This window comes from Thalassotalea hakodatensis (assembly GCF_030295995.1).
In the GTDB taxonomy this organism is placed as follows: Bacteria; Pseudomonadota; Gammaproteobacteria; order Enterobacterales; family Alteromonadaceae; genus Thalassotalea_C; species Thalassotalea_C hakodatensis.
The window spans coordinates 2,119,549-2,139,487 of the sequence record NZ_AP027365.1; the positions used below are offsets into that span (position 1 = coordinate 2,119,549).

Here is a 19,939-nt window from a genome sequence, read left to right on the forward strand (position 1 = left end):
TAGTTAAGTAAGTTTGAAAATCATACAAATGATGCTAACATTTTATCCTTTAAGTCAGATTGCGGATTAGATCGATGTCTAACTTATCGCCAGAGCAGTTCGTAGAAGAAGAAACTAGAAAACTCAATGCTGAAGGTTTGCAGTGGGATGACCCTATTGTCTATGACATAAAATTGAGAGCCATTGAAAGAAAAGCTGAGGAAATGCGTGAATCAATAGAAGCTGAACAGCAGCGCATTGAAAACGATAAAACAGATCCTGCTCATGATCAAAACACACGGTTAGACGCATATGAAGATAAGTACGGAGCAAGCTACCTTCCAAAAGACTACCAACCAACAGAAGCTGAGCAAAATAACACATGGTTAAGTGATGTTGTGCAGGCTAAGCAGCTAAGTACTTCAGAATTAGAGCAAAAAATTATCAATTCAAATTCAGGTCTTAATCCAGCAGAAAGTAAAGTTTATGCTGAGCGTATGGCTGAAACTAATGTTCACCACGGGCGCTATATCGAGAAAGTTGAATCAGGAGAAGCTGATGCCGCTGAAATGGGCGCAACTTTAATGTCTATCGAAAGGCTAGATGCATACAGCCAAGGTGAAGAAGCATATAGAGCTGTGTTACAAAAGCAGCAAGACCAAACCCCCAGTGATGCATATAGAAGCCACATGGCTGAACAAAGTGGTGATGTTGAAAATATTCGTCAAGAAATTTTAGCGAAAAACGTTCAGGTAGAACAAGCTTTAAATGAATCACAAGCTTCCTTAAATGGCGTAAGAGGAATGTATGATGAAAGCTCCGCTTATAGTGCTCAAACGCGTTCAAGCGCCAATGATTCTGAAAGTGCATCTCAGCGTTCTCAAGAAAGTGCAAACAACATCAATAATATAAATAACGCTGCTTCAGAAAGTACTCAATCGATAGAACAAAGTGAATCGAGAGCTAAAGTGGCGACTGACGCTTCTGAGCAAGCCTTAAGTACTAGCCAACAACATGAAAGTCATGCCGCCAACGCATCTCAAGCTACTGATAGTTATTCTCAAAATGCTCAGTCATCAAGTAATCAAGCATCTGAACACAGCCAAAATGCGCAATCCGCAAGTGAACAAACTGTCGAGCAAAGTCAAAAAGCTCATCAATTTTCAGAAGAAGCACGAGCCTCTTCTATGGATGCAGAGTATTTTAATTCCGATGCTAAAACTAGCAGTCATGACGCGCAGTCATTTTCCACTGAAGCAAAGATTTACAGCGAATTTTCTGAAGGTCATTCTAGGCAAAGTGAAGATAGTTCAAACATAGCATCTGATTCAGCTCGATCCGCTGATAGTTACTCAGGTTTTGCTCAAGAAGCAAAAGATAGTACGGTTAGCTTTTCACAAACAAGTAGAGATGCCAGCAGTGATTCGATAAATCATTCTTCATTATCAAAAGATGCAAGTCTGGATTCTGCCAAATCAGCAGAGGACACGGCTAATAAATCTGGTGATGCTGAAGGCCACAGAGCAAATGCAGAAGAATCCGAGCATGTATCAAGATCGAATGCATCAGAAGCTGAACGCCATAGTGCACATGCCAATCAACAAGCTAATTTAACAGAAAACGAAAAAAACCTAGCAACACAATCTGCAAATGAGGCCAGAACTGAAGCTCAGCAAACTCACGCCAATAAAGAAGTTAGTGAAGGTGCAATGAGTTCAGCGTTAGCTGCTTCACAAGCAAGTGAAATTGCAGCCGAAGAAACCAAGAATCTACAGTCTACAGCTACCGACTTAGTAAACGATATAAATGGACAACTGGTTGAGTCCACTCAGATTAAAGAAGAAGCCAATAGTACGCTTATTCAAATTCAAGGTGTTCTTCAACAAGCGTTAGCAGAATTAAAAGCAGCTCAAGCAGCTCGTCAAGAAGCTGAAACAATGCGCAACCAGATTAAAGATGAATTAGCATCAGCTATGGATACAAGGCGAGATATAGAACAACAGTCAATGATGGCGAAAGATTTTACTCGTGATATTGAAAGACGCTCAAATGAGTCTTCCGATTTACTTTCTAAGCAAATAAATAACATTGCTTAACCATTGTAATAAAGATAGTGACATAAGCACTTATGAAGGGATTTGGACTTACACACAAGGGGCTGGTACGAACAAACAATCAAGATGCTTTCTATTACAACGAAGAAAACGTTGCAGCGGTTTTTGATGGTGTTGGTGGCGCCAAATTTGGAGAGGTAGCTAGTAAAATCGCGGTTGATGTTGTCAGCCAATCTGGACAAACAGAACCTTTAGTTGAACTGCTAACTAAAATTCAACAAACTATTACAGAAACGCAGGCAGTTGAACCGAAGTATGAGGGTATGGCAACAACAGCCGTTATAGCGAGGTTTAAACGAGGGTATATAGAGTATTCATGGTCAGGTGACTCTAGGTTATATATGCTAAAAGGCTGTAAACTCGTGCAGTTAACGAAAGATCATACGATAGCGCAAGATTTCGTTGATCGAAAAGTACTGACAAAAGAAGAAGCTAAGACGAGCAATATTTCTTCACACTTAACATCTTGTTTAAGCGCTAATGATAAATTTTTTAAACCATGTCAAGGGAAGGTATCATTTAAAACTAAAAAACGATTTTTGTTCTGTTCTGACGGTTTAACTGATGCTGTACAAGATGAAATAATATTGCAGCTTATAAAAAATAAATCGGTTACTAAAGCGGGTGAGCTATTGCTAAATGCGGCATTAGGAAACGGTGCACCAGATAACGTCACTATCATTATTTTCGATGTGCCCGGTAAATATTTATAGATAACAATCAAAGTTAGTAAAATTAAAAAAAAAGTAACAGGACTTTTAACATGGACAAGAACGATTTTCTCAATGACCTGCCGCAGGCCAAACCGAGCTATACACCAGCTCCTGATGGTCAGGCACCGGGTAAAGGACTAGTCATTGAGTCAGGAACCTTGTTAGCAGAACGTTACGAAGTCAAAGAACGTATTGGTGCAGGTGGCATGGGAGCGGTATTTAAAGCCTTTGATAGGAACCGCGATAAAGATATTGCCATTAAAGTATTACTTCCTGATTTATTTTCCAATGAAGCAGCGAAAGAGCGTTTTACCCAAGAAGCTCAAATCTCATCAGAATTATCTCACCCTAATATTGTTAATGTGTTTGATATTGTAGTCACAGGCGACTTAACATTTTTAACAATGGAGCTACTTGAAGGGCAAAACCTTCGAGAATACATGGATGCCCAACATCGAGGCATGGACCAAGAAGAAGCTATCGGTATTATCCAAGATGTAGTTAAAGCTTTGGAATATGCCCATCAGAGCATGGTGCATCGCGACATCAAACCAGAGAATATCTTCATTTGTGATGATGGCTCCATCAAACTGATGGACTTTGGTATCGCCCAAGCACAATCATTCAGTCGCGCATCTAAAGTAGGCATGTCATTGGGTACGGCCTATTACATGGCACCAGAGCAATTAAAAGCTAAAGGTAAGGTTGATGCAAGAGCTGACCAATATGCCTTAGCAGTGCTTTGTTATGAACTTCTTATTGGTGAGCTACCAACAGGCGCAGTTAAAAAACCTCACGAACTTAAAAAAGATATTCCTAAAAAGCTGTCAAACGTCATTATGAAAGGTATGGAGCCAAGTGCGGATGAACGATTTACTGATGTAGCAAGCTTTGGTAAAGCACTAGCAGGTAAAGGCCGTGTGTCTGGTGGTTTGTCAACTAAATGGCTAATGGGCGCAGGAATTACTGTGATTACATTTTCAGCATTCTTTTTTGGCTCAGGTAATTCGATAGACTTAGACTTTTCATCATCAAACACAGCGAATACCTCTAGCGGCTCAGATGAAACAAGCTTTATTGATTCAATTAAAGAAACTTTTTTTCCAGACCCTGCTATTGAGCAAGAAGCGATAGCTTTGAGTGCAGAGCTTGAAACATTAGGTAAAGCAATAGAACGATCAGAAAAACAACTTAAAGAAAAGAAACAAGAAACCAAGGCTGAAGTAAACCGCATAGAGTCCTACCTTCGCACCGCGAAGGGGGAAGAAAAAGAATCATTAACGAGTTCGCTTAATCAAGCAAATGTCGAAGCAGAAGCGTCAAATAATGCTTATGAACTTTTCGCGGACCTGTCCACATCAAGTGACCAGTTTATTGAAGGGCAAAAACAAAAATCGACTGCTGATGCTTTGTTAAAAGCAGGGAAGTTTAAACAAGCGATTCAAGAATACAACTCAGCTAAAATTGCGTTTACAAAAATATCATCGGTATCTGATGATATTCACGACTATGCGTTAAATAAAGCAAAGCTTAATGCCTTCAAGAATGACGTCATATCTTTTAATACTTCAAATAATAAACCAATTAAAAACATTAAGGACTTTATTGAAAATGTGATGTCGGCAATGAGGAATGCTGATAGCGATGCTGCTAAGTTAAGGTTTGAACAAGCATCAAAAAAATTACTGGTTTTTGAGTTGTTGCAGCAAACATTCCCTGATATTAAAGAACAATATGTACTTAAAAATGTTGAATCGTTAGTTCAGATCTATAGCGAATGCGATTTAGCGAGTGAGTCTGGTGATGAAAGCTTTGATGAATGCAGTGTCGCAGATGATTTAGCTTTTGCCATAGCGAAAGAAAAAAACAGTATTTCAGCATACGGGCAATATGCACAGAGTAATGGTGCGCATACTGATCAAGCAGATGAGTTGAGTGGAAAACGTATGGACTCTCTCAAAACTTATGATGCGTTGACTGTTTATAAAGAGTGGTTTCCTCAAGGAATGTTTATTAACTGGGTGGATGAGCAGTTTGAAAAACGAGATAAAGAAATTGAAAAAAGCAAACGAGCTGAACAGGCTCGAAAAGACAAAGAAAAAGCAGAACTAGAAGCTAAAAACGCTCAAACTAGTGCCAGTTTAAATCGTCTAGCCAATCAGCTTTCTGGAGTTTACAGGTTCGAAAAACGTATATACGGAAATAGACAAAACGACGGAACAACTAGAGGGTATTATAGAGAAGCTGGGGAGATTAAACGTCGCAGTAATTGTGGATTCGAATTATACCGTTCTCGTGTATTTGTTATTTCTCCTAAGACTATTAACGTCGAAGGCAATAAAATAACATTTAAAATCATTTCTCAATATTTTAGCAAAAAATGGCTATACAAAGCTTGGGATTCTAGCTATGCCGAATACCAGCAGTGCTATTTTGACGAAAGTTTGAATACAAAATATGCTTGGCGAAAAAAAGATTTTGAAGGTGAATTTACACTTACAAACGATTCATTGAAATATGGATTTATAGATCTATCTTCAGTTAGGTTTATTATTAAAACCAATGACTATTCACATTCGAATTATCGATTTAGTTCATCCGATGATAGAGTGGGACAATCTTATAAATATTATGATTTAAACCTCAGAAACGGTGTTATTCATTATGATATTGAAAAACACCAAAAGCAGTAGTAAAAAGCAAATAATCATTTGGTTATTGTGAGTCTAGTACTAATATCAAATAGAGAGATAGTTTAATTGAGTCAATTACAAGGTGTTGCTTTAGCATTTAGACAAGAAACCTTCGAATACGAAAAAGGACAAGCTCATCAACCTATATCTGATGAGGTTTTGTCACTTATTTCTCAAATTGAAGAACAGAATACTTCAGTTATCTGTATTTCTAGCGACTTTGAATTGGAAAAAGGTTTTTATAGTACGTTATTGAGTGATGAGGTTTTTCAGGTTTTAGCTTCGATAGTAAGCAAGAATGTTACAAAAATTGACTTTAGCGATAGCTCGATATCATTAACTAAAGATCATGATGAACCATCTGCCTTTAATAGTTTAGAAGCACTAAAAGAATACTTTATCAACACACAACCGCACGATGATATTGTTAGTTACCGATTGAACTTGCCATCTAACTTCAGTGCTAAGTTTGATTCAATAACGTTTTGCAACCTTGATAAAGAAAACCTATTTTCTGATGCATCATTACTTCGCAACCTAAAGAACAATAACTCTGTTTTCATTTCAAAGGGTTTACTTAATAAACAATCAGCGCTTAAAGAGTTATTTTGTGATATTGATTGTGCTTTTATTTTATCTTCAGGCGCTAATGATAAAGGCGAAGCTAGCTCTAATTTAGCGTTTTTGCCTTATGTTGACGTAATCAAACTAGATAAGTTTGAACCATCTCAAATTAAAGCAATTCAACAACCAATAAACGTAGCTAACAATATTAGATTAACTAAAAAATTATCTTCGATTATAGAGGCTGTTAGGGGCGAATCTTCCGCATCTACTGAAAAGTTAACCAAACAAAAAAAGCGTGAAGAGCAAAAGTTAACTGCAATTTCTGGTGGTGGGTTTTCTACCAACTCAGATTTGCAAAGTAAATTAAATACATTGGTAAACAATGAGTTTAGTCAAGCACAAACAAAGCTTGAACAAGAGCTTAAATTACAAAGTAGACAAAAAAATATTATTGATAGTTTCAATTCCACCGTTGTCGATAAATTTACCTTATTTGATTTGGCGAGAGAGAAAAAACACAATGGCTTTAAACTAACTATTCAAGAGTCGCTAATTGAAAATGTACAAGGTTTGTTGCATAGAGCCTTTGAAAAGCAATTAAAGCAAAGCTTAAAACTTTATCAAAGCTTGGGTGAATCAATACTTAAATCAGTTAAAGAAGAGCTTGCAAAAACTGATGTAAATGCCTCAAACCTTGAGCTTAGCTACCCAAAAGAAAGTGAGTTTTGGCACACTGCTCAATACATTTTTGAATTTGAATCTGATTATTCTGGCGAGCTAAAGAAAAGAGGCTTTTTAAAACGTTTATCTGAAGGTAGACGAGCAGTTTTTAGTTTATTAATGGTAGTGTCGCTTGGCGGTACTATGTTTGGTTTATCCAACTTACGATCAAATAAATTGATTGGTTTGGCATTGTTTTTAACTTTTATCTTTTCAGTTGTATTTACTTACCGTTCATGGCGAGCTGAAGATAAAGAAACGGAAGAAAAAGAGATTGATCGCGCTAAAGAATCGATTAAACGAAGTGCGAGCCAATGTATCTCAGAAGCTGAAAGAGATTGTGCACAGTGGATTAAAACTGAATTTGATAAGCTTAAAAAACACATTCTGCAATCAATTATTGATGCCACTAAAAATAAATCTGAGCAAGAAAGTAATCAGCAAAAAGCAGTGCGAGACAAAGCAGAAGCATTGCTGCGAAACATCAATAAAAAACTAGATGAATCGGTAACTCTCAGCCGCAAGCTTGAATCAATTTACCAAGAGGTTAAAAAAGAAGAGGCTGATACTCGGCGTCAGCTAATGCCTTTAAAGAAATAATTTATGAATATAGGAATTGATTTAGGCACCACATTTACCTTATGCGCCTATATGAATGAAAAAGGTATTCCTGCACTAGTGCCAGATAGATATGACGCTAATGCCTTTAGAACGCCATCAGTCATGTTGATTGATGACAGCGGAGTTCATGTTGGAGATACTGCTAATGAGTTATGTGAGGAAGACACAACCTCAAACCTATGGCGAAATGCCAAACTCGATTTAGCCAGTGATAAATTGTTTCAAGCTATAGATGGTAAGGCGTGGAAGCCTGAATCAGTATCGGCAGTAGTCATTTCGAAGGTACTAGCAGATTGCCAAATGTACTTAACGGAAAGTATTAAACATGTGGTTATTACCGTACCAGCCAACTTCAATGCCGAACAACGAAAGGCAACCAAGTTAGCTGCTCAAATGGCAGGGCTACTTAAAGTGTCTTTGGTAGAAGAGCCAGTGGCTGCGGCAACTTTCTATGGCTGCGTAAACAATATTCCCAAATCTACTGTGTTAACTTATGACTTTGGTGGTGGCACCTTTGACGCTTCTATATTGGAAGTCAACGCGGGTAACTCAAAAGTTATTGCTTCGGATGGTAGCAATAGTTTAGGTGGTAACGATATTGATGAATTGATCCAAAACTTGGTATTTTCTGAGTTCAAAGTAGAATTTGGTTTAGACATAAGCCAAGATCAAGAATCACAAGTGAAAGTGCAAAAGCTGGCTGAAAAAATAAAAGTAGGCTTTTCACGGCCAACCATTAGACAAGTAAAAAAATCAATTGTTTTGCAAGGTAGAGCCTTCGAGTTTCTGCTCACAAGAAGTCAATTTGAAGAACTATTACAACCAATTATCGATAAAACACTGGTAGTTTGTGAGTCGTGTTTAGCGGCTGCCAAAATGAACTGGAGCAGTATCGATGAGGTTCTGTTTGTTGGTGGTAGCAGTATGCTGGCACTAGCTAAGGAAAAGATACTCGCTGTATCGGGTAAAGACGCTAGCACAATAATTCAAAACCAGCCTCATCAAGCGGTAGCATTTGGAGCGGCTATTATCGCTGAGCAAATTGGTGGTGGTGTGGCTGATACAAACTTTCAATATGGCGCTACAAGTAAAGCTATTGGTATAAGTGTCATCAATAAAACAACTGGTGAAGCTGATATGGAAGAGCTGATAGCGCAAAATACACCATTGCCAGCAAAAGTTGAACGCACTTTTTTTACTCAGCGAAATGATCAACAGTATCTGGTTTTTGAAATACTCCAAAAAGGTAATAATGAAATTCAGCCGAGTAGCTTGGGTTACTTTAAATTTGGGCCATTTTTAAACCCTAAGAAAAATTTGCCTATTAAATTAACCTTGAACTGTGATACCGAAGGTATAGTTCATGCTACCGCTACTGATGAGGGTAGCGGACAGGAGTTGCAAAAAATCCTATCGAAAGAAATGGAAAATGCTGAATGGATTGAAGAGCAAAAGCAGCTTGTAGAATATGCTAAACATTATGTTTAGTTTTTAATTAATATTATTTAATACCAGTACAGTAATAGCAGGACTTTTAACATGGACAAGAACGATTTTCTCAATGACCTGCCGCAGGCCAAACCGAGCTATACACCAGCTCCTGATGGTCAGGCACCGGGTGAAGGACTAGTCATTGAGTCAGGAACCTTGTTAGCAGAACGTTACGAAGTCAAAGAACGTATTGGTGCAGGTGGCATGGGAGCGGTATTTAAAGCCTTTGATAGGAACCGCGATAAAGATATTGCCATTAAAGTATTACTTCCTGATTTATTTTCCAATGAAGCAGCGAAAGAGCGTTTTACCCAAGAAGCTCAAATCTCATCAGAATTATCTCACCCTAATATTGTTAATGTGTTTGATATTGTAGTCACAGGCGACTTAACATTTTTAACAATGGAGCTACTTGAAGGGCAAAACCTTCGAGAATACATGGATGCCCAACATCGAGGCATGGACCAAGAAGAAGCTATCGGTATTATCCAAGATGTAGTTAAAGCTTTGGAATATGCCCATCAGAGCATGGTGCATCGCGACATCAAACCAGAGAATATCTTCATTTGTGATGATGGCTCCATCAAACTGATGGACTTTGGTATCGCCCAAGCACAATCATTCAGTCGCGCATCTAAAGTAGGCATGTCATTGGGTACGGCCTATTACATGGCACCAGAGCAATTAAAAGCTAAAGGTAAGGTTGATGCAAGAGCTGACCAATATGCCTTAGCAGTGCTTTGTTATGAACTTCTTATTGGTGAGCTACCAACAGGCGCAGTTAAAAAACCTCACGAACTTAAAAAAGATATTCCTAAAAAGCTGTCAAACGTCATTATGAAAGGTATGGAGCCAAGTGCGGATGAACGATTTACTGATGTAGCAAGCTTTGGTAAAGCACTAGCAGGTAAAGGCCGTGTGTCTGGTGGTTTGTCAACTAAATGGCTAATGGGCGCAGGAATTACTGTGATTACATTTTCAGCATTCTTTTTTGGCTCAGGTAATTCGATAGACTTAGACTTTTCATCATCAAACACAGCGAATACCTCTAGCGGCTCAGATGAAACAAGCTTTATTGATTCAATTAAAGAAACTTTTTTTCCAGACCCTGCTATTGAGCAAGAAGCGATAGCTTTGAGTGCAGAGCTTGAAACATTAGGTAAAGCAATAGAACGATCAGAAAAACAACTTAAAGAAAAGAAACAAGAAACCAAGGCTGAAGTAAACCGCATAGAGTCCTACCTTCGCACCGCGAAGGGGGAAGAAAAAGAATCATTAACGAGTTCGCTTAATCAAGCAAATGTCGAAGCAGAAGCGTCAAATAATGCTTATGAACTTTTCGCGGACCTGTCCACATCAAGTGACCAGTTTATTGAAGGGCAAAAACAAAAATCGACTGCTGATGCTTTGTTAAAAGCAGGGAAGTTTAAACAAGCGATTCAAGAATACAACTCAGCTAAAATTGCGTTTACAAAAATATCATCGGTATCTGATGATATTCACGACTATGCGTTAAATAAAGCAAAGCTTAATGCCTTCAAGAATGACGTCATAACTTTTAATGACAATAATAAAAAAGTTATTAGTGATTTATCTAATTTTATCGAAGATGTAATGGAAGCATTTCGATTATCCGACAGACAAGCCAGTAAGTTAAATTTTAAACGCGCATTGGATTTTTTAAGTGAATTTAAAGCCTTTAGCGACAACTGGGTTGATATAAAAAAAGGCTATTTAGATAAAAATATAGAAAATTTGATCGATATTTATAAGAACTGTGAGGTTTACGCTAAAAGAAATCAATATGATTACTGTCATATACCTGATGGTTTGGCCCTTGCTATCGCTAAAGAGAAAAACACTATTTCAGCTTACGGTCAATATGCAAAAGGAGGTGGTAGCTATACTGACATAGCTGATGATATGGCTGCTGATAGAGTAAAAGAATTATATTCTGATGATGCCTTTCAAGTATATTTAAAATGGTTTCCTCAAGGGAATTATAGCGAGTCAGTGAGTAAGGTAGCATCTGATAGGCGAAGCAAACTTGATGAAACGGTTTCTAAATTGAAGAATTGGCAGCATTCATATAGTGCATGGTTAACCTTCAAAAGAGAGGCTCAATATTATGATAGAGGGTTGCACAATTACTACAGAGATGGAGATTATGTATACATAAATATTAGGTATGATTTTGGCTTGGATGTAAAATACAAAGATTATAATAAAGAAGAAAATTATGCCGTTTATGAATTGCTGCTAACCTCAGAAGGACAAGTTAAACACTCTGAGAGCTACCGTGATAAGTATTTCCACGAAATGCTATTGCGATTCGAGTTAATTTTAGAGTTTGATGATAATTATGCAGTTTCATTTAATGATGGAAAGGTTCTAAACTGCAAAAATGGTGGAGATGATTCCAAGTATTATAATAGATATGTTGATTACTTGATGAAGTGCCCTGCTTTGGGAGCGGATATAGAAATAGTACGTTGGCTACCAATTAAAAGTCTTGGTTTTTCTCACTCGGCAGGCTTTAACTTGATTGGTTATAATTCTACATTTTTGAAAAATACTACAATTCCTCTGAGTATTAAAGGTAAGTAACACTAGATATGGTGAAGAATTTTCTTAAAATTGCTTTTTCAGTAATACTTTTGTTTGTTGGTTTTGCAAATGGGGGAGAACCTGAACCAATAAAAATATTTAGTTATAATGTTTATTTTGATGATGAAACAGGTGCTGAACGCTATCCAACAATATTAAATTATATTGCAAAACAAAGTGATGATGTTGTTTTGCTTCAGGAATGCACGCCTACATTTTTAAGTTTACTTTCGAGAGAGCCTCGATTTAATAAGTATTTTATCAAACATGGAAATAAACAAGGTGGTTACACCAATATTATTTTAACTTCATTGCCAATTATTGCCGCTGGTGATATTAAACTGAAAACGAATATGGGGCGTTCAGCGCCATATATAACGTTTAAAGACTATGATCTTTCTATAGTCAACGTACATTTGGAAAGCGGCATTTTGGACTGAGGTGTTCGCAAGGAGCAGCTAAAACAAATAAAAGCGTTTGATGGGCTTGCTTCAAATGTCATTATTGCAGGAGACTTTAATTTTGCCGATGGCGATGATGAAGAACTTTTACTGAGTGACTTTATTGATTTAGGTAAGCAAGCCAATGAAGTAACCTACGATGTTGAAAATAATGGACTAGCCAAAGAAACCAAATTTCCGTTCGAATCCAGTAAACGTTTGGATCGCATATTTTTAAAGTGCCCAAGTTGTCGAACCACTGGCTTTCAAACGCATAAAACTAATCACTCCGATCACTGGCCCATCTCAAGCGAAATACAGCTTAATCAATAACTTTTATTTTAAAAAGGTTGTCCGCATAATATTTTCTTGTCTCGCTAGCCGATAAATCGCCAAATGTTACGTCATATTTATAATTAAAAGTGATTTCGTATTTTTTGCCAATTAGATGCTCCATATTTTTTCTATAATCTGGCCCATGTCCCGTGAACCATCCGTCAAATATATCTTCAAGGTACTTATCTATATTTTGATTGATTTTGCATTCATCAATAAATCGTACTTTTTTTAAATTTCTCTCTGAAATATATTCAAAATGTTTCCCAAGTTCAGACCTGTCAACCAACTCTATGGCTGTTGGCCTATAATTTTCATTAAGTTGAAATTCATAAGTGACCCATCCATCAAATTCACTGCTACTATTATAGTGCTCAACGTGGTGTCCTAATCTCCAACGAGTTGGAATAATTCTAAGCTTTATTTCATCTGCTTTACAATGTGTGCTTGTTGGGCTGCTTGATGCAAAACTAGATAAAGATAAAAGCAGAGAAAAAACAACGCCGCTAAAAACACTTTTATTCATTGGTTAATCCTTTATATGATTCGAATTCGTAGTGAGTAGTCGAAAGAACATATAACATATATTAGGCTAAAAATTTTAATTATAGTAAGTTGAAAACAATATGTATGGAAGATTAGCTTTGGTACTGTGTGCAGTTACTGTCGCCTTTGATGCTCAGTCAAACTCATTGCATAAGTCAAAACTAGCGTTTGATAAATTGATCAAAGTATGTGATCCATATGAGTTTGTTCAAAATGAAAGCAATTTTGAAAACACATTAGCGAAAGAAATTAGTAAGTTAGATACATATCAACAAGAACAATTGCTATATAAAGAAAGTGAATCTAGAGTTCTTCTTAGCTACTTTGGTATTCCCTATTTAGATCATAAGGTCAAAGGAGCTAACCATTTAAAAACTTGCTGGGCAATGAAGTATGAAATTACTTTAAGAGCTAATGCTAAGGCCAAATTAGATGCAATAGACAAATGGTATTCAAGCACTCAAGGAGTTCATAACACAGAATTAGAGTTGTTAAAAAAGTACTATAGTTGTCACAAGGACTCTTTAAAGTAAAGCAGAACAATAGTTTAGTTACATTTAAAATTTTAAGTCTTGTTAAATGAACGCCCCTGAACTTGAAGGGCTACATCGACATTTCCCAGCCGTTCTTGGTAAAAAACCTCGCCAAAACCAGAAGACCACAAAAAGTCCCCACCATCGATACTGGAATGACTAGAAGACAAAGACTGAAGTACTCTTAAGTTTTTGCAACAGACCAATTAGTCTGTTGCACTACAACAGTTTATATTGAGGTTTAAATTTTTATTCCAATGGCAATTTTATTGAATAAAACCAGTGCCCATACTCGTCCCATTCCTCCCGCCATATATAGAAACCCGTTGAGCGAAAGCTTAGCGGGTTTTTTGCTTTCTAGCGTTTAACACGTTATCACAATGCTTTAATGATTAATGCGGTCACCTTATAAAAAGGTCTGTTTTTTATCAAGTAAAGTCGCTTTTTAATAGATAACCGATAATCATTAATTTTGACTTTGTTAACCATTAGGCTTTCTCATGTTATATTGCGATTAAAGCCAAGGAAGCTTATATCAATGATGATTAAAAAATAACCTCAATTTTTCGCAACAATAGGTATTCATAATGCCTTTTACACCGATACATATGGGGCCAGGAATTTTCATTAAAGCTATTTTACAAAGTAGTTTTAGTTTGATGGTTTTTGGTTGGACTCAAATTGTGATGGATATTCAACCGTTAATAGTGATGATTACCGGCGAAGGGCATTTACACGGTTTCACTCATACTTATGTTGGCGCGGTATTGATTGCGATATTTTCTGCCCTAACAGGAAAGTACCTATCTGAATTTGGTTTAAAAATATTAAGGATCTCTAAACACGAAAATCCTATATCAATTGTCTGGTGGGTTGTATTCCTCAGTGCTTTTATTGGCAGCTTTAGCCATGTTTTACTTGATAGTATAATGCATATTGATGTCGAGCCATTTTTTCCTATTATTCTCGCGAACCCCTTTTTAGATTTAATGTCAGTGCCTATATTACATAAGATTTGCCTGTATAGTGGACTGATCGGCGCAGCCATTTATTATGGGATACATTGGCGGTTAAAAGCCAATTAACTCTGTTAAAACAATGAGGTTAGCTTTGACATCAATACAAATTGCAAGATTCATCATTACGTTTAGTTGGTTATATCATGGAATATTCCCAAAACTTGTGCATATATCCCCTTTAGAGAAAGTCATGACTGCAAGCATTGGTCTGTCAAATGAACTTTCTTATTTAGTGACAAAATTAGCGGGTGTGAGCGAAGTTATTTTTGGCATGGTATTTTTTGTTTACTACCGTAATAAGTATATAGTGTTATTAAACATTCTTGGGCTTTCTGGCTTATTAATCTTTGTTGCGATATTTCAGCCTCAACTGCTTATTGAAGCATTTAATCCAGTTACCACCAATATTGCTCTAATCGGTTTTAGTTTTATTATACTTAACGCGTTAAAAGACGAGTTTAACAATGAGTAGATAACGGAGAAAGTTTGAACGCTGAAAAATATCCTCCTAATATTGGTGCCGATGATCGTGTGATTTTATTCGATGGTGTTTGCAAGTTATGTAATGCTTGGTGTCAATTTATTATCAAGTACGATAAACAGCAGCATTTTAAATTATGCAGCGTACAATCACCTGAAGGACAGCAAATACTAGCGCATTTCAATCTTGCAACTGCTCACTTTGATACAATGTTGTATGTTGAAGATAATCATTATTTCGATAAAAGTGATGCATTTTTTCATGTTATAAACAAACTTGGGTTTCCGTGGCGAATATTGTCTGTAGGTAAAATTATTCCTAAAAGAATAAGAAATTGGCTTTATGATCGTATAGCACTTAATCGATATGCGTTATTCGGTCAATATGATACATGCCAGCTACCAAACTCAGAAAGTGATCATCGGTTTTTGAGCGCTAAAGAGCATTCTTCACGCTAGGTATAAAAACCGTAACGCGAAGTGTATTATTTTACCGCCCTGAAACGTTTAAATACTCGGAGTATTCACATTATACAAATGATTTTTGTTGAAAAAACAAACATTACGCTTGAAAAATATTAAATAAATGTTTAAATAATAATCTGGGCATCTAAAAAGCCTATTACATAATAATAATGAAAAATTGTAACAAGTTAGAAGGGGAAGTGAAGATGGGAAATGCGAATAACGATTTGTTAATTGAAAATGAAAATTTATTTCGAGCGTTATTTTCTGCCGTAGGGGCAGTGTTGTTTACCGTACTCGCGGTAAATTTTGTTATGTCAGCAGGTCTTTTGTTATTTAAAGTGTTATTTGTACTTGCTGCTTTGTACTTTTCTTTGAGCACGCTGGCATACGCAGCGTATTATACCAATGACCTTCAAGGCGACTAACGTTATATGTGTTTCACCAGTAAATTTATACTGGTGAAATGCTTGACTGAGCTATTGAACACAACAATTCTTTTATCTTCTACTAAACCCTACATCTTATTCTTGCTGATTGTTACACCTTCTAACGTTTTAAACATGTAATAACCGTATAATTTTTGCTAGCCTAAATATTCTAATTTTTAAAGGAATAACCAATGACGAATCAAGCCAGCAATAAATTACTCTTGATAGCAGCAACTTGCTGTATATTGGCTGCTCTGGCGCACATTGGCTGTATTGTTTTCGGTAGCGAATGGTATCGAATGTTAGGTGCAGGAGAGCAAATGGCTCTAATGGCTGAACAGGGGCACTGGTATCCTACAATAGTTACCTCTGTTATTGTTGTTGTGTTGAGTCTTTGGGCGTTATATGGATTATCAGGCGCTGGTGCGATAAAGCCTTTACCGTTTCTAAGGTGTGCGCTCATTATTATCAGTAGCATTTTTTTACTGCGTGCAGGTGCTTTTGTTTTTCTAATGCCTGTGTTTCCTGAAAATAGCCAAACGTTTTGGTTTGTTAGTTCATCTATTTGTTTATTCATTGGTGGAGTATTCTTTATTGGCACTTTCCAGCAATGGAAACAGCTTTCAAAGCACAATTGATAATTTTAAGCCTGAAATTGATAAATAATACTTTAGATTTTACAAAAGGAATGATGACATGCTTTCTCAAATATTATTAATCATAGGTGCTGCTATATTTGGTTTATTAGGCAGCGTGCACCTTATTTATACCTTTTATTCTAATAAATTTAATGCGTTTGCACCGGAAGTAACAGAAGCCATGAAAGGTACTTCGCCGGTCATAACAAAAGAAACAACTCTTTGGCAAGCGTGGGTAGGTTTTAATGCAAGCCATAGTGTAGGCTTGATCACGTTTGCATTAATTTATTTACCATTAATTTGTTTACATATGTCACTTTTGAAATCTAGTCTTTGGTTGATGTGTCTCCCTATCCTTGTAAGTGGTGCTTACTTATTATTAGCAAAAAAATATTGGTTTAAAGTGCCATTTTTAGGTTTTCTTATTGCAACATTTTGCTTTATCAGTGCTTATGTCGTTAATATTTAGTGAGCTACGTTAATTCATTAAGTAGAAGAGCATAAATCATTATCATTTTGCTATCGATTAGATCTTAAACTAGTGGTAAATATCATTGATTTTCTTTATTTAATTCATCAAGATTTTTTATGTGTTTTATGGTAAAGTATTTGTAAACATTGAAAAAATAGTTGTTTATATAAGCGTTAAGTATTATCGGTTGTTTTGCTTGCAACTACTGTATATATCTTATTTAACCTGAGCTCGGGTTAGTTATTATCATTTTCCTAAGTTGGCGACTAAAGTTACCGAACGGTTTGCTATTGGTTTTAATGTTTTTATAACGTCACTTTCTCCGTTCAATTTTTGTTTTTCTTTTTGGGTAGGTAATTATGTTAGATAATGTATTACACGACTTCTTAATTATTTGGGCTACCGTTGACCCTATCGGTACTATGGCACTTTTTGCCGGGCTCACTGCAAAACTCACCGCAAAAGAGCGAAGAAAAACAGCCTATAAAACCATATTATATGCTGCGCTCATTTTAATAGGAGCGATTGTTGTTGGCCAAGTTATTTTGAGTGCGATGGGAATTAGTTTGTTGTCTTTTCAATTAGCCGGCGGTGTGATTTTATTTTTGTTCGGGCTTCAAATGATTTTTGCAAGTGATACTCACGAAGATGAAGTAGATGCAAAACATGATATATCGGTTTTCCCTTTAGCCATACCTGCTACTGCGTCGCCAGGGGCTATTCTTGCTGTTATTTTAATTACTGATAATTCAATTTATTCTATCGAACAACAAGTAGTTTCAGCGATAACTATGTTGTCGGTATTACTCGTTACCTTAGTTCTACTATTGTTTTCTGGCGCAATTATTAGAGTTATAGGTACGGGTGGTGCTTCGTTATTAACACGTATAATGGGCATGATTTTGGCTGCATTATCTGTCGAATTTATAATGGAAGCGCTTGGCATAGGGCAGTGGGTTAATAACATTCCAACATAATATATTTATTAGCTCTTCTATATTGCTCAATTACGCTTTCGATGTATTTTATTCGTGTTAAGGAGTAAAAGTGATCTCTACTACTTATAATGAAATGTGGGATCGCTTTACTGATTCGGCAAAATCAAATCGTTTAATCGTAGATCCCTTAATACATTCAACACAAGATACGAGGCGTGGTATTACTGCACTTGCTTATCTTGACAAAAACAACAAGCAAGTCATTGATAAAATCAGTAAATTTTTAACCGCAGTAAACAAAATTGAACCAGAACAATATTTTTACCCTCGTACTGATTTACATGTAACAATTCTTTCGATTATTTCGTGTATTGAAGGTTTTACTTTATCTACGATAAATGTTGATGATTATATTAAGGTATTTAATCACGTAATGGCAGAGTGTCCCCCTATAGCAATTAACTTTAATGGTGTTACAGCATCTGAAAGTTGCATAGTAATTCAAGGGTTTCCCGTAAAAAATTAAGACAAGCATTTAAAGGGTTTCCAAATGCAACGTTTTGTCCACTTCCCTTAAACTGAGACAGACATAATTAGAGTTTTCTGTAATGATTAATGCAGGAGACGACTATGAAAAAATCACGCTATACAGAATCTCAGATCATCGCAGTATTAAAAGAAGTTGATGCTGGTAGAAAAGTCGAGGAAGTGTGCCGTCAACACGGTATCAGTAGTGCAACCTATTACAACTGGAAGTCCAAATACGGTGGGATGGAAGCCTCTGACGTCAAACGGTTGAAGGAGCTGGAAGAAGAAAACGCCAAGCTTAAAAAGATGTTTGCGGATGTCAGTCTAGAAAATCATGCGATTAAGGAGCTTTTCGCAAAAAAGGGCTGGTGACAGCGGATAAACGAGAATGCGTCAGCGTAATGGTTGGTGCGGGGCTAAGTATCGTAAGGGCTTGTCTGTTTGTTGGCATTGGCCGTTCGACCTTTTATCGCCCTGAACGAGACTGGCGTAAAGCAGATGCTGCTGTCATTGATGCTATCAATGCCGTACTTGAAAAGTCGCCACGAGCAGGCTTCTGGAAGTGTTTTGGCCGAATGCGCTTCAAAGGCTTTCCGTTCAACCATAAGCGCGTTTATCGCGTGTATTGCCAGATGGGGTTGAATCTAAAACGAAGAACTAAACGTGTGCTACCCAAGCGAATTGCTCAGCCTTTAGAAGTGCAGGAGCAAGCCAACCACCAATGGGCGCTCGATTTTATGCATGACACATTGTATTGCGGTAAACGATTCAGAACGTTGAATGTGGTGGACGAAGGAACGCGAGAATGCCTCGCTATAGAAGTGGACACCTCGTTGCCCGCTGGCCGTGTAGTTCGCGTGTTAGAGCAGTTAAAAGATGAGCGCGGGTTGCCCAAACAGTTGCGTGTAGACAATGGCCCAGAACTTATCTCTGCGACACTAACAGATTGGTGTGAGATCCATAATATTGAATTGGTATATATCCAGCCAGGTAAGCCACAGCAAAATGGCTTTGTTGAACGCTTTAACGGTTCATTCCGCAGAGAGTTTCTTGATGCCTACTTGTTTGAGAATCTCAGCCAAGTGCGAGATATGGCTTGGTTCTGGCGATTGTATTATAACGAAGAAAGAACACATGAGAGTCTGGGTAACCTGCCGCCGGCAGCTTACCGAGAAAAACTGGAAAATTCTAATTTAGAACTGTGTCATTAATGGGGAAGTGGACAGTTTGATTCAAGATATAAGTTAATTACGGCACATTGTTCAATACCAATTCGCATAAAGATTAAGTCAGTTCAGAGCGATGTCAGAGGTGGGAGAATAAGCGAAACGTGTGCAGGTATAGTTGTTCTACATCAAACACGTTTTGCGCAATTATCGTGCCTCTAAAGCGTTTAATTCTCGCTGAATGACCGAATATTTATGCGAATTGGTATAATTAGGTTTTGTCGACCTATATCAGATAGCCAAAGGCTATTTGATCTTTGCCAAGCAAATAGAGAACGAAACTTCGGCTCTATCGTCTTTAATCAATTTGAATTGGTATTTAATAACTGGTATCAACAACGAATACACACACAACTTCTCGCTTCTTCAAGGCCTATTAATC

Annotated in this window: 18 protein-coding genes; 17 read left to right on the forward strand and 1 reads right to left on the reverse strand. The window is 37.0% G+C overall.

Going from position 1 to position 19,939, the window contains the following annotated elements; genetic code table 11:
- Positions 1-74: 74 nt before the first annotated feature.
- From QUE72_RS09210 to QUE72_RS09240, 7 genes are all read left to right on the forward strand, one after another.
- A complete protein-coding gene (locus tag QUE72_RS09210; RefSeq protein WP_286272916.1) occupies positions 75-2,075 on the forward strand; it encodes a serine-rich family protein in 2,001 nt (666 codons plus the stop codon).
- A 32-nt stretch (positions 2,076-2,107) separates the two neighbouring features.
- Positions 2,108-2,806 carry a PP2C family protein-serine/threonine phosphatase gene (locus tag QUE72_RS09215; protein WP_286272917.1) on the forward strand — a complete coding sequence of 233 codons (699 nt, stop codon included), beginning with the start codon at positions 2,108-2,110 and terminating at the stop codon, positions 2,804-2,806.
- Between the two features lie 50 nt (positions 2,807-2,856).
- Positions 2,857-5,499: a serine/threonine protein kinase gene (locus QUE72_RS09220; protein WP_286272918.1), complete on the forward strand. Its 2,643-nt coding sequence runs from the start codon at positions 2,857-2,859 to the stop codon at positions 5,497-5,499.
- 66 nt (positions 5,500-5,565) lie between these two features.
- On the forward strand, positions 5,566-7,386 hold the full coding sequence (locus QUE72_RS09225) for a hypothetical protein (RefSeq protein ID WP_286272919.1): 1,821 nt from the start codon (positions 5,566-5,568) through the stop codon (positions 7,384-7,386).
- Between the two features lie 3 nt (positions 7,387-7,389).
- Positions 7,390-8,895, forward strand: a complete 1,506-nt coding sequence (locus QUE72_RS09230; RefSeq protein ID WP_286272920.1) for an Hsp70 family protein — start codon at positions 7,390-7,392, stop codon at positions 8,893-8,895.
- Between the two features lie 51 nt (positions 8,896-8,946).
- Positions 8,947-11,505 (forward strand): serine/threonine protein kinase, encoded by a 2,559-nt coding sequence (locus QUE72_RS09235; RefSeq protein WP_286272921.1) that lies wholly within the window; start codon positions 8,947-8,949, stop codon positions 11,503-11,505.
- Between the two features lie 8 nt (positions 11,506-11,513).
- A complete protein-coding gene (locus QUE72_RS09240) occupies positions 11,514-11,945 on the forward strand; it encodes an endonuclease/exonuclease/phosphatase family protein (RefSeq protein WP_286272922.1) in 432 nt (143 codons plus the stop codon).
- A 322-nt stretch (positions 11,946-12,267) separates the two neighbouring features.
- On the opposite strand, the gene QUE72_RS09245 is transcribed toward QUE72_RS09240, so the two are convergent.
- Entirely contained in the window at positions 12,268-12,807 is a 540-nt protein-coding gene (locus tag QUE72_RS09245) for a hypothetical protein (RefSeq protein ID WP_286272923.1), read from the reverse strand.
- 100 nt (positions 12,808-12,907) lie between these two features.
- Here QUE72_RS09245 and QUE72_RS09250 point away from each other — a divergent pair, with 100 nt between their 5' ends.
- The 10 genes from QUE72_RS09250 (at position 12,908) to QUE72_RS09295 (ending at position 19,542) form a co-directional block, all read left to right on the forward strand.
- Positions 12,908-13,360 carry a hypothetical protein gene (locus tag QUE72_RS09250; protein ID WP_286272924.1) on the forward strand — a complete coding sequence of 151 codons (453 nt, stop codon included), beginning with the start codon at positions 12,908-12,910 and terminating at the stop codon, positions 13,358-13,360.
- Positions 13,361-13,947: 587 nt separating this feature from the next.
- On the forward strand, positions 13,948-14,445 hold the full coding sequence (locus QUE72_RS09255; protein ID WP_286272925.1) for a hypothetical protein: 498 nt from the start codon (positions 13,948-13,950) through the stop codon (positions 14,443-14,445).
- 13 nt (positions 14,446-14,458) lie between these two features.
- Positions 14,459-14,851, forward strand: a complete 393-nt coding sequence (locus QUE72_RS09260; RefSeq protein WP_286272926.1) for a DoxX-like family protein — start codon at positions 14,459-14,461, stop codon at positions 14,849-14,851.
- 14 nt (positions 14,852-14,865) lie between these two features.
- Positions 14,866-15,318 (forward strand): thiol-disulfide oxidoreductase DCC family protein, encoded by a 453-nt coding sequence (locus QUE72_RS09265; protein ID WP_074499534.1) that lies wholly within the window; start codon positions 14,866-14,868, stop codon positions 15,316-15,318.
- A 212-nt stretch (positions 15,319-15,530) separates the two neighbouring features.
- The gene (locus QUE72_RS09270) at positions 15,531-15,752 is read left to right on the forward strand and encodes a hypothetical protein (RefSeq protein WP_074499535.1); all 222 of its coding nucleotides are present in this window, start codon (positions 15,531-15,533) and stop codon (positions 15,750-15,752) included.
- A gap of 194 nt (positions 15,753-15,946) precedes the next feature.
- A complete protein-coding gene (locus tag QUE72_RS09275; protein ID WP_286272927.1) occupies positions 15,947-16,393 on the forward strand; it encodes a hypothetical protein in 447 nt (148 codons plus the stop codon).
- Positions 16,394-16,451: 58 nt separating this feature from the next.
- Complete coding sequence (locus QUE72_RS09280) at positions 16,452-16,862, forward strand: LIC_13387 family protein (protein WP_286272928.1); 411 nt, start codon at positions 16,452-16,454, stop codon at positions 16,860-16,862.
- A 362-nt stretch (positions 16,863-17,224) separates the two neighbouring features.
- Positions 17,225-17,842, forward strand: coding sequence for a MarC family protein (locus QUE72_RS09285; RefSeq protein WP_286272929.1), 618 nt, complete (start codon positions 17,225-17,227; stop codon positions 17,840-17,842).
- A 70-nt stretch (positions 17,843-17,912) separates the two neighbouring features.
- Positions 17,913-18,329, forward strand: coding sequence for a hypothetical protein (locus QUE72_RS09290; RefSeq protein ID WP_286272930.1), 417 nt, complete (start codon positions 17,913-17,915; stop codon positions 18,327-18,329).
- Positions 18,330-18,433: 104 nt separating this feature from the next.
- A protein-coding gene (locus QUE72_RS09295; RefSeq protein ID WP_286272963.1) for an IS3 family transposase occupies positions 18,434-19,542 on the forward strand; the annotation gives its coding sequence in 2 pieces (ribosomal slippage) (positions 18,434-18,683 and positions 18,683-19,542; 1,110 coding nt in all).
- The last annotated feature ends 397 nt before the right edge of the window (positions 19,543-19,939 follow it).